12 protein-coding genes and 1 pseudogene are annotated in these 10213 nt (G+C 44.7%); 11 read left to right on the forward strand and 2 right to left on the reverse strand.

Features of this window, described 5'->3' with window-relative positions:
* Window positions 1-40: 40 nt before the first annotated feature.
* The 10 genes and pseudogenes from V7L97_RS09520 to V7L97_RS09565 all read left to right on the forward strand — a co-directional run bounded on the left by V7L97_RS09520 (window position 41) and on the right by V7L97_RS09565 (window position 7493).
* The gene (locus V7L97_RS09520) at window positions 41-679 is read left to right on the forward strand and encodes a 50S ribosomal protein L25 (protein ID WP_333655402.1); all 639 of its coding nucleotides are present in this window, start codon (window positions 41-43) and stop codon (window positions 677-679) included.
* Window positions 680-687: 8 nt separating this feature from the next.
* The gene (pth, locus tag V7L97_RS09525) at window positions 688-1368 is read left to right on the forward strand and encodes an aminoacyl-tRNA hydrolase (protein ID WP_333655404.1); all 681 of its coding nucleotides are present in this window, start codon (window positions 688-690) and stop codon (window positions 1366-1368) included.
* Window positions 1368-1826 carry a M17 family peptidase N-terminal domain-containing protein gene (locus tag V7L97_RS09530; RefSeq protein ID WP_333655406.1) on the forward strand — a complete coding sequence of 153 codons (459 nt, stop codon included), beginning with the start codon at window positions 1368-1370 and terminating at the stop codon, window positions 1824-1826. The genes pth and V7L97_RS09530 overlap by 1 nt, the downstream gene beginning before the upstream one ends.
* 110 nt (window positions 1827-1936) lie before the next feature.
* A pseudogene (locus tag V7L97_RS09535) lies at window positions 1937-2832 on the forward strand (leucyl aminopeptidase family protein).
* A gap of 2 nt (window positions 2833-2834) precedes the next feature.
* Complete coding sequence (locus tag V7L97_RS09540; RefSeq protein WP_333655410.1) at window positions 2835-3518, forward strand: zinc dependent phospholipase C family protein; 684 nt, start codon at window positions 2835-2837, stop codon at window positions 3516-3518.
* A 95-nt stretch (window positions 3519-3613) separates the two neighbouring features.
* Window positions 3614-4288 carry an ABC transporter substrate-binding protein gene (locus tag V7L97_RS09545; RefSeq protein ID WP_333655412.1) on the forward strand — a complete coding sequence of 225 codons (675 nt, stop codon included), beginning with the start codon at window positions 3614-3616 and terminating at the stop codon, window positions 4286-4288.
* 133 nt (window positions 4289-4421) lie between these two features.
* Window positions 4422-5126 carry a hypothetical protein gene (locus V7L97_RS09550; protein ID WP_333655414.1) on the forward strand — a complete coding sequence of 235 codons (705 nt, stop codon included), beginning with the start codon at window positions 4422-4424 and terminating at the stop codon, window positions 5124-5126.
* Window positions 5127-5150: 24 nt separating this feature from the next.
* Entirely contained in the window at window positions 5151-5396 is a 246-nt protein-coding gene (locus V7L97_RS09555) for a hypothetical protein (RefSeq protein ID WP_333655415.1), read from the forward strand.
* Window positions 5326-6198 (forward strand): sensor domain-containing diguanylate cyclase, encoded by an 873-nt coding sequence (locus tag V7L97_RS09560; protein ID WP_333655416.1) that lies wholly within the window; start codon window positions 5326-5328, stop codon window positions 6196-6198. The genes V7L97_RS09555 and V7L97_RS09560 overlap by 71 nt, the downstream gene beginning before the upstream one ends.
* Before the next feature lie 47 nt (window positions 6199-6245).
* Window positions 6246-7493 carry a molybdopterin molybdotransferase MoeA gene (locus V7L97_RS09565; RefSeq protein WP_333655418.1) on the forward strand — a complete coding sequence of 416 codons (1248 nt, stop codon included), beginning with the start codon at window positions 6246-6248 and terminating at the stop codon, window positions 7491-7493.
* Here the strand turns inward: V7L97_RS09565 and V7L97_RS09570 are convergent.
* Window positions 7490-8188 (reverse strand): PAS domain-containing protein, encoded by a 699-nt coding sequence (locus V7L97_RS09570; protein WP_333655420.1) that lies wholly within the window; start codon window positions 8186-8188, stop codon window positions 7490-7492. The genes V7L97_RS09565 and V7L97_RS09570 overlap by 4 nt on opposite strands.
* Window positions 8172-8915, reverse strand: a complete 744-nt coding sequence (locus V7L97_RS09575) for a DUF438 domain-containing protein (protein WP_333655421.1) — start codon at window positions 8913-8915, stop codon at window positions 8172-8174. Before V7L97_RS09575 ends, V7L97_RS09570 begins: the two co-directional genes overlap by 17 nt.
* A gap of 99 nt (window positions 8916-9014) precedes the next feature.
* Between V7L97_RS09575 and hypD the strand changes: the two genes are divergently transcribed.
* Window positions 9015-10061 (forward strand): hydrogenase formation protein HypD, encoded by a 1047-nt coding sequence (gene hypD / locus V7L97_RS09580; RefSeq protein ID WP_333655423.1) that lies wholly within the window; start codon window positions 9015-9017, stop codon window positions 10059-10061.
* Window positions 10062-10213: the final 152 nt, after the last annotated feature.

Below are 10213 nucleotides of genomic sequence, written 5' to 3' on the forward strand. Positions count from 1 at the left end.
CATTTACTTATTAACTCATTTACTAATAATAGGAGGAAATATGGAAAAAGTAACGCTCGGTGTAGAAAAAAGGGAGAAATCAGGCAAAGGCGGAGCAAGGTCATTAAGAAGGAGTGGCGTTATCCCTGCCATTCTATATAAAGGGGGAAACTCTCTGCCAGTACAGCTTTCTAGAAAGGAACTCTCCCGGTTTATCAGCAAGACGGCAGGAGAGCGGGTAATCGTTAATCTCCAGTTCCCAGATGACACGAAACAGGCCATTGTCAAGGACTACCAGGTAGACCCTGTTATGGGTAATCTTCTTCATGTAGACTTTCAGGAAATATCAGCCACAGAGGCAATAAGGGTCATGGTGCATGTGGTTATAAAAGGCGAGGCAATCGGTGTTAAGAGGGACAAAGGAATTCTCCAGCATGGCTTGAGGGAGATAGAGATCGAGTGTCTGCCTGATAAAATCCCCGGCCACGTTGATGTGGATGTCACCAATATGGGTCTCGGTCAGTCTATTCATGTCAGCGACTTAAAATTAGGAGAGGGCATCAAAGTCTTGACAGACCCTGATGAGGTTCTGGCAACGGTCATAGCGGTCAAGGAAGAGGTGGCAGCACCGGCAGCAGTTCCTGCCGAGACTGTTGAGCCCGAAGTTATCAAGAAGGGCAAGAAGGAAGAAGAAAAATAAAAGTATAGATGGTGCTGAAATATTTTTGTGCTACTTTAGGGGGGATTTCAAAAGGGGGACATAAAGTCCCCTCTTTGCGTGTGTGGGTTATCGCTGGTTTAGGCAATCCTGGAAGTAAATACTCTGCAACCCGCCATAATATAGGTTTCAGGGTAATAGACCGGCTTTCGGAAGAATATAATATCCCTTTGGAAGAAAGGGATGTCTATATGATCGGCAAAGGGGCTATAGAAGGAGTCAATGTTATCCTTCTAAAGCCCCTTACTTTTATGAACAGAAGTGGACTTGCTGTAAAGAAGATACTAAAAAAGGCCAATATATCTGCAGATAATTTGATGGACAGGCTGATAGTGGTGCATGATGATCTCGATATCGATGCAGGGGCTATAAAGATCAGACGGGGCGGCTCATCCGGCGGGCATCGGGGAATCGAATCTATAATACAGGAACTTGGAACAAAGGATTTTGTGCGTGTTAAGGTTGGAATAGGGCGTGATAAAACCATCCCTGTTGAAGAATATGTCCTTCAGAATTTTAAACCACCTGAGAAAAATCTTATAAAAGATGTTATAATATATGCATCCCGTGCTGTTACGGCGGTTGTAACGGAAGGGATCGATAAGGCAATGAGCAAATACAACCGTTCCCCAAAATATACAATAACACAGGCCGATAAGAACCAGTCGTAATGAATATCCTTATTAAAAACATACCGGAAGAAGGGATAAAAGCGGATGCATTGGTCCTTCCCCTCTTCGAGAATAATTCCATAGATATTTATTCAGATATAGATTCCATAACCGGCGGCTTCATAAGAAGGGTAATCAATTCAAAGGAATTCACAGGCAAACAGAATCAGACCGCCCTGCTTCATGTCAGGAATATAAATTCCGATAGAATCTTGCTTATAGGGCTTGGCAAACAATCCGATATAACAACCGACAGGATAAGGCAGGCAGGAGGCAAGGCATTTTCCTTTCTCAGGGATATAGGAGTTAAGGATATTGCTGTATCCAGCGGTATATTCGATTATCTGCCAAAGAGTTTCAAGGCATCACAGAGGCCTGTTTTTTATTTCATGGAGGGCGGACTTTTAAGTCTCTATAAATTCGAAAATACAAAAAATCAGAAAACAGCAAGGAGATAAAGACAGCAACCATTCTCGGCACGGATAAGGACATTCCTTTTAAGTGGCTTCAGACATCTGTCTCTGCCGTGAATTTTGCAAAAGATCTTGTAAATACACCGTCCAATGACATGACCCCTACTGTTTTGAGTAATGTCGCAAAGTCTATTTCGGGCAAGAAGATTAAGGTTAAAGTATTAGAGAAAAAAGACATAGAAAAAGAGGGTATGGGTGCTTATCTCTCTGTGTCTAAAGGCTCTGCTGAACCTCCGAAATTAATCATAGTTGAGTATAAAGGTGGAAAGGGTGGGCCATTGGCCCTTGTGGGCAAGTCCATAACTTTTGACAGCGGCGGAATATCCCTGAAGCCTGCCGAAGGAATGGAAAAGATGAAATACGACATGTCAGGCGGTGCTTCTGTCCTTGCCATAATTAAGGCGGCTTCGGAACTGGAATTGCCTGTAAATATAGTAGGTATCCTTCCTGCTACAGAGAATCTCCCGGGAGGCAGTGCATCAAAGCCGGGTGATATTGTTAAGACGATAACAGGAAAGACAATAGAGATAATAAATACAGATGCTGAGGGCAGGCTCGCCCTTGCAGATGCCATTGGATATGCAATAAAATATTATAAGCCAAAGGCCGTGATTGATATAGCCACGCTAACAGGTGCATGCTCAATTGCCCTCGGTAATGAGGCCATGGCAATGATGGGCAATGGAGATGATCTTATGGAAAAGCTGAAGATGGCCTCGGAAAATACCTATGAAAGGGTATGGCAGATGCCGCTTTATGACGAGTATAAGGATTATATAAAGAGCGATGCGGCTGATATAAAGAACAGTGGGGGAAAAACGGCTCCCTTGTGACAGCAGGTTATTTCCTCAAGGAGTTCGCAGGCGATACCCCGTGGGTTCATCTTGACATAGCAGGCACTGCATGGAATGACAAGGACAAGCCATATATGCCAAAAGGCGCTACAGCCATCGGTGTGAGATTATTGCTTAATTTATTGAAGGAGATATAATCATGATATTCTTATTATTTCTAATTGGATTTTTACTCGTACCATCATTTTCCTTTGCATGGGGGCCATTGACCCATATTTATCTTGGAAGCGAAATATATTCCTATGCACCGCTTATCCCTGCAGGAATAATGACCCTCTTAAGGAAATACAGGCAGGACTTCCTTTACGGAAACCTCATGGCTGATATGATACTGGGGAAGAAATATCTCCCTGACGATAAAAGCTCTCATAGCTGGGATATGGGACTGAAGCTCATGGAACAGGCAAAGAAAGGGCCTGAAAAGGCATTCGTATACGGCTATCTGAGCCACTTAGCCGCAGACACGGTCGCCCATGAAGCACTTACAGAAGATAAATGGAATGTTGGACATGCATGGATCGAGATGAAGGCTGACAGCCTGATAAACAAGGCATATTGGCTTGAGTCTATGACTATCAACAGGGCGGTTCAGAGGCGAAACGACAGGTTCCTCGAAAGCTCGCTCGACAGGTTCATATTCTCTTTTAATACAAACAAAAGGATATATAAGGGGATGGTATTCCTTTCTGTCTTTAATAAGCAGAGGAAAAGGGGACTCGATAAAAAACATATCTGTAATCTCCATGACGAATCCATAGCCGGCATTCTGGATTTGCTGCAGAACGGCGAAGATGCCTCTGTTTTGAGTAAAAGCCCTCTATAAAATTTTCCCGCCAGAGTATGCAAACAAAAAAATTATTTACCTTTTTAGCGTGATGTTCCTATGGCTACTGGGAGTGATGCCTTTGCCGTGTCATAGTGCGCTCTGATCTCAGGGAGAAGGTTAAGAGAATCTCTGACCTCAAGGGACGCGTTCTCGGAGTCAATACGAGTTCCCTGACAAGCAAAACCACATCCCAGCAGCTTATGGAACTTGTTTTGAGATCTGCCGGCGTATCTCCAGGGCAGGTGCGCATAATCCCGGCAGGACAGAGCTGGAATGAGCAGTCTTCAATGCTTTTAAGCGGCATGGTGGATGCCGTCATGGGTGATGAGCCTTTTGCCACACGTCTTTTATCGGATGGCAAGGTCTTTTTCCTGATGAATCTGGGCGACCCTCAGACAGCACGCTCCATCCCCGGCGGCGGCTTTCTGCATGCAGTCCTATCAACCCGTTCCGACCTTATCCAGAGCGAGCCGCGCAAGGCCGAGATAATGATAAAAATCCTGCAGCGAACCCTCCGGTGGGTGGCTGCACATACACCTGAACAGATCGCAGAAAAATTGCAAATTACCGATACCGAGGAAAAGAAATTTCTGATTGCCGCATTGAAAAAATATCCCCGTATCTACAGCCCAGACGGCCGTTTTTCCACAAAGCAGTTGAATGAAACAGAGCGATTTTTCCATCAGACCTTAGGCACTGATCCAAAGGCCATGTCTCTGGTTCTTGAAAAGATGGTAATGGATCGCTGGGCAGGAAGGAAAGAGTAAATATGGCAGTTCGCATTACCCTGAGACGACAGGCAACGCTGCGCCTGTTATACGTTCTGGGTGTGACACTAATTATCACATTCGTTGGTATTGTATATTTTACTTCGTTACCATGGAACGGTTTGCTGTTCGCATGGGTGACGACTCGCGCCAGCACTTCAATAACCGCTTGCAGGCCTTGAATACGGAATGGGAGAGGGAGGCCGTATGCAACAGAGCGGGCATAGAGGCATTACGCCTCATGGATTTTGAGAAAAACAGGTGGCCCCGCCTTTATGCTTATTTGACAGCAGGGGAGACCAAAGAAATGTTCGATGCACTTGTCATCGGCGATGCCGCTGGCAGGATAAAATTCCAGCATGGAGCAGTACCTGACGATCTTTCAATAGTAATTGACCCGGTCAAACGATGGTTTCATAGCAAGACTGGAGAAAAGGTTTACCGTGTGTTCAGCCAGCCTTTATGGCTGGGAAAGGACGGCATGGGGCATCTGTTTTTGTTCAAGGCTCTGGATAATGCCCTCCTTTATTATCTGGCCTATCCACATACAGAATTGTTTGTTACTTACGGGAACAATGTGTTAGCCAGTTCTATTGGCGATATAGGCAAAGACCGGGTGAGTCACGGCTATAGCGGCTCCCTTGTTTCCAAGGGTATCCGTTATGAGCAGCGTGTCGTGCCATGGGACAGGAATGCAGAGGAAACAGATGAGGAGACGCCCCTTCTTATCCTGCAGCATCGGATTATTCCTCCTTTTTCAGTATGGGAGAGCGTTCTGTTTGGAGCTGCCGGCTTGAGCTTTATGCTTATTCTCATATGGATTACACTGGGGTCGTAGATAACCGACACTGTCAAGAGGATTATGCATCTGGACTCATCTTCTGACCAATTTGCCCGTGAACATGCCTTTTCTCCTGCTACAAGGCAAATGCTTGCTTCTGTCGGTGAGGGCCATGAGGATGAATTGGCTGACCTGTCCCATTCAATGAAAGAGATGATGGAGACTGTATTGCTCAGGGAAGAGGAGCACAGGCTCGATGGAGAGCTGCTTAAACGCTTCAAAGGCCCAGCAGGAGACATCCATAGACGGCATTCGGGTAATAGATGAAAAAAGGAAGGTATTAAACTATAACTCCAGATTTGCCGAGATGTGGGGAATACCTGAAGAATTAATACAGACCTTTGATGACAGAAAACTCCTCGATTATATCCTTCCATTTTTGAAAGACGCCGAGGAGTTTATTTCAAAGGTGGAATACCTGTATGAAAATCGGTATGAGACGTCAAAGGATGAGATATTATTGAATGACAGAAGAATCTTTGATAGATTTACAGGGCCTGTGCTTTTGCCGGAAGGCATACCATATGCAAGGATATGGTATTTTAGGGATGTCACAGAAAGCCATAGACTGAAGCAGGAACTCAGGGATTTATCCCTCAATGATGAACTGACGGGCCTATATAACAGACGTGGATTTTTGACATTTGCGCAGCAGCAGATCAAGATTGCAGACAGGACTAAGAAAGAGATGATGCTCTTTTTTGTGGATATGGATGATCTGAAATTGATAAATGACAACCTCGGCCACCATACGGGAGACATGGCCATAAAAGAAACAGCGCTGGTTTTACGTGAGACGTTTCGCGACTCTGATGTTATTGCCCGTTTTGGAGGCGATGAGTTCGCGGTGCTTGTGAGCGATGCATCCGTGGATAGCGAAAATATCCTCAAGGAGCGCCTGAGCAAAAACATTGAATCGCACAATGAGCAGGCAAACAGAAGCTACAAGCTGTCAATCAGCGTTGGTACAGCGGTCTATGACCCGGCACAACCATATTACCTCGACGATCTCATCGGCAAGGCAGATGCGTTCATGTATGAGCAAAAAATGGGAAAGAAAAGGGTTTAGGCTTAAACATGTAGAAAAATGATTTCCGATTCTGATAACCTTAATGCATGTTCGATAAAAATTATCTCTTACCCATAGAGGCGCTTGAGCGTGTTTTAGCTGCCATATCAGAAGGTAACTTACCAATCGAAAGACTGAAGATAGAGGAATGCTATGGATATATCATAGCATCAGATGTCATTTCCCCCGAAGACCTTCCTGCCTTTTCCCGCTCTACCGTTGACGGTTATGCATTGAATTCGAGAGATACATTCGGCGCAAAGGAAAACTCACCTGTTTATATTGCGGTCAAACACGAAATATTCATGGGATCTGTCCCTGATTTCAAATTGGGCACTGGAGAGTCGGCAAAGATACCAACAGGCGGGATGCTTCCAGAGGGTGCTGATGCGGTTTTAATGCTCGAACATGCCCAGACGGTTTCCGACGACATGATAGAGGTTATGAGGTCTATTGCGCCAAATGAAAATGTGATCCAGAAGGGCGAGGACATAAAAAAAGGTAAAACAATTCTCACAAAAGGTCATAGACTGAGGGCGCAGGACATAGGAGCACTTGCAGGCCTCGGCATAACAGAGATAGATGTCTTCAGAAAGCCTATAGTATCGATAATCTCCACAGGGGATGAGATAGTGCCTGCAAGCAGGCCCCTGAAATTAGGGCAGGTGAGGGACATCAATTCATTTACATTGTCGGGTCTGATAAGCGAACACGGCGGCATACCAGCAAAAAAAGGAATATTCAAGGACGACTACGATGTTATAAAGGATGCAATGGAAGGGGCATTGCAGGATTCCGATATGGTTCTGATAAGCGGAGGCACCTCTGCCGGCACAAAAGATATGACAGCACAGATTATAGACGACATTGCCCAGATATACGGCGGCCCAGGCGTGCTTTTCCATGGTGTATCTCTAAAGCCCGGAAAACCCATGATAGGAGGTGTTGTGAATAATAAGCCCATTTTAGGACTTCCGGGACATCCTGCTGCCACTGTTGTGTGTTTTGACCTCTTCGTAAAGCCTGTAATGGAAAGGCTCGGCGGTCTTAATTCAAGAAAAAACTTTACTAAAACCATTAAAGCTAAAATGGCCAAAAATATGGCCTCTGCAGCAGGCAGGGAAGACCACATAAGGGTCTATCTCGAAGAGAAAAACGGAGAATTATCAGCCATCCCTGTACTCGGCAAATCAGGCTTAATAACCACCCTTGTCAGGGCTGACGGAATTGTTGTTATTCCACAAAATAAGCTCGGGCTCGATGCAGGGGAAGAAGTTACTGTAAAGGTATTTTAATCCCAGTCGAGGAGGCGTTTTTCTCCTTCGAGCCGCTTGATTCCTGTGACGTCCTGGCTCACTTCCAGCGTGCCCCGATAATTCCCGTTTCTGTCACGCGCAGCAAAGTATCGTATATGGATAAACCTTCCCTTCATCTGTATCCAGAACTCGGCAGAATCCTTATTCCCTGACTTAAATTCCTGAAGTATCTTTTCGACCATATCCACGCTCTTTGGAGGATGGCAGTTCTGAACCTTCCTGCCGATTATGCCCGGACTTCTCGGGAATACCCTCTCTGCAGTCTGGGAGTAATAAACAACCCCGTCATTTTCATTGACAAACGATATATCAAGAGGCAGATGGGTAAGAACAAGGTTTACCTGATCGGCAGTTAGCTGTCCTGTATCGAGGTTTAAGCTTCCAACCTTTTCTGTCAGTAGCGCCTGCTGGAAAAACACCCCCAAAGGACGCCATTCATCCGCAGGTTTTATCCATGCATATCCTATCTCATCCTCTCCCTGCCTCACCTTTGTCCAGTCATCTTCGCTCAATGTCTCGAGGGCCATGGGAAAGAGTATATGCTCTTCCTTGTAGATCATGTCGTTTATCATATGAGCAAGGGCCTTTACAGCCTTTTCAGTAATGGCGGAATCCTGCGTCTTAGCCTTCACGTCTTTTAGCATTATGCGGATATCATCATGGAGCGCCCACATGACCTTTGAAGGCCCTGATATGCCTTTTTGCCTCAAGCACGGGGAAGAGCTGGTTTTCCTTCCTTACATAATGTCGCTCTATCTCCGAAAGGCGATCAAGCAGAGAAAGCAATTTTTGACGTTCTTTGACAGGGTCTTCTATCTTTTTTATTTCATTGAGTATATCTTCAGCAGCCCTGTTTTCGAGCATGTAGGTATGCACAGGATGCCCTGCAGGCAGACCCGGCATGACCTTTTTTTCGAGGGATTCCTTGAACACCTCCACATGGACTTCGCACAATCTTTTTACCTCTTCCTCTGGCATGCCTTCCTGTATGAGCTGCTGCTCCATATTCGCTATCTCTGATGGGTCTATATCCTTTATCAATTCGTGGAACCTCTTTTTCACTATCTTCACATCAACGCCCTTGTGGAGATCCCTTATGATATCCTTTAATATTTCGAGCCTTTTGTATTCATCGATCTCTTCATCAGGCGGTATACTGCTAATCTCGATGGTCTCACCAGTTTTGTCTTCTATCTCATCTGCTATTGCTGAAATGAGCTTTTGAATTTCAACCCCTCCAATGATCGCTACCTTGCTGAGTGTAGCCAGCCTGCCTATTGTCCTCATCATAAAGGGATTGTCCAATGCCTTAAACTGCGGATTAAAGGCTATAAGGAAGTCTTTTACAAAGGGATATTTTTTTAACAAGTCATGAATTTTTGTCTTTGGCCCGGGTTCCATTGTTTCCTCCCTTATTTTCATATGCTGATTTAAACAAATTATTAGTTAAATGAAGGTATTTGTCAACACACAATATACAACTTTTGATATACTTACATAATGATCGGCCTGATTAAAAATTTCTATAATAAAATAGGCCGTCCCATAAATCTCATGGAGGTTTGCGGGACGCATACGGTTGCCATATTCAAGCACGGTATAAGAAGCCTTTTGCCCGAAGGCCTTAGATTATTGAGCGGCCCCGGATGTCCTGTATGCGTGACTTCAATCAAAGATATTGATAAAGCCATTGCCCTTTCAATGTTGGACAATGTGATACTATGCACATTCGGAGACATGATGCGCGTCCCGGGCGGGAAAAAATCATTATCCGAGGCAAAGGCAGAAGGCGCTGATATAAGGATAGTCTATTCTCCGCTCGATTGTCTGAATATCGCAAAGGAGAATGGCAATAAAAAGGTCGTTTTCTTTTCCGCTGGATTTGAGACCACAACCCCGTCTGTCGCAGGCACTCTATTCGAGGCAGAGAAGCAGAAGATAGATAATTTCTATGTTTATTCCGTAAACAAGCTCGTACCTCCTGCGCTCGATATATTGCTTCAGTCCGATGAGGTCAATATAGACGGCTTCATATTGCCGGGACATGTAAGCACTATAATAGGCATCCATCCGTATGAATTTATAGCAGAGAAATATAAAAAGCCCAGCGTGATAACAGGATTCAAGGCTGACGATATTCTCACAGGCATAGCCATGCTGCTTAAACAGATTGCAGAGGAAAGGGCGGCAGTGGAAATACAGTATAAAAGCGTTGTTACAGAAACAGGAAATCAAAAGGCTGTGGATTTTATAAATGAATTTTTTGAGCCTTGCGATAGTTACTGGAGAGGAATCGGATTGCTGCCGAATAGCGGACTGAGATTAAGAGAAAAGTACAGGCACAGGGATGCAGAGGTTGTTTTCAATATAGATGTGTCAGATATTGCAGAGCCAAAAGGCTGCCAGTGCGGCTTAGTTTTGCGGGGCATAAAAATACCCTCAGAATGTCCTCTCTTCGGAAAGGCATGCACGCCTGAGAAACCTGTCGGCGCCTGCATGGTGAGCACAGAGGGAAGCTGCGCGGCGTATTACAAATATAACTTTTAAAATATTTACCAACGGACTTACTTATCCAGCATAACAAAACCTTTAAATTATATAGATGCGGTATAATGTTAATTTAGGAATGATTATACTGTGCTGTTCTTACGATTTTAACGGATTCTTCACTATTTTATAAGGTTTTTTCTTGACTATGT

The organism is Dissulfurispira sp. (assembly GCF_036745535.1).
Lineage (GTDB): Bacteria > Nitrospirota > Thermodesulfovibrionia > Thermodesulfovibrionales > Dissulfurispiraceae > Dissulfurispira.

What these genes read in the sequence shown, in the direction of transcription:
- V7L97_RS09520 (WP_333655402.1), top strand. Translation starts at nt 41, where the DNA reads ATGGAAAAAGTAACGCTCGGTGTAGAAAAAAGGGAGAAATCAGGCAAA.
- pth (WP_333655404.1), top strand. Translation starts at nt 688, where the DNA reads ATGGTGCTGAAATATTTTTGTGCTACTTTAGGGGGGATTTCAAAAGGG.
- V7L97_RS09530 (WP_333655406.1), top strand. Translation starts at nt 1,368, where the DNA reads ATGAATATCCTTATTAAAAACATACCGGAAGAAGGGATAAAAGCGGAT.
- V7L97_RS09540 (WP_333655410.1), top strand. Translation starts at nt 2,835, where the DNA reads ATGATATTCTTATTATTTCTAATTGGATTTTTACTCGTACCATCATTT.
- V7L97_RS09550 (WP_333655414.1), top strand. Translation starts at nt 4,422, where the DNA reads ATGGGTGACGACTCGCGCCAGCACTTCAATAACCGCTTGCAGGCCTTG.
- V7L97_RS09555 (WP_333655415.1), top strand. Translation starts at nt 5,151, where the DNA reads ATGCATCTGGACTCATCTTCTGACCAATTTGCCCGTGAACATGCCTTT.
- V7L97_RS09560 (WP_333655416.1), top strand. Translation starts at nt 5,326, where the DNA reads ATGGAGAGCTGCTTAAACGCTTCAAAGGCCCAGCAGGAGACATCCATA.
- V7L97_RS09565 (WP_333655418.1), top strand. Translation starts at nt 6,246, where the DNA reads ATGTTCGATAAAAATTATCTCTTACCCATAGAGGCGCTTGAGCGTGTT.
- V7L97_RS09570 (WP_333655420.1), bottom strand. Translation starts at nt 8,188, where the DNA reads ATGTGGGCGCTCCATGATGATATCCGCATAATGCTAAAAGACGTGAAG.
- V7L97_RS09575 (WP_333655421.1), bottom strand. Translation starts at nt 8,915, where the DNA reads ATGGAACCCGGGCCAAAGACAAAAATTCATGACTTGTTAAAAAAATAT.
- hypD (WP_333655423.1), top strand. Translation starts at nt 9,015, where the DNA reads ATGATCGGCCTGATTAAAAATTTCTATAATAAAATAGGCCGTCCCATA.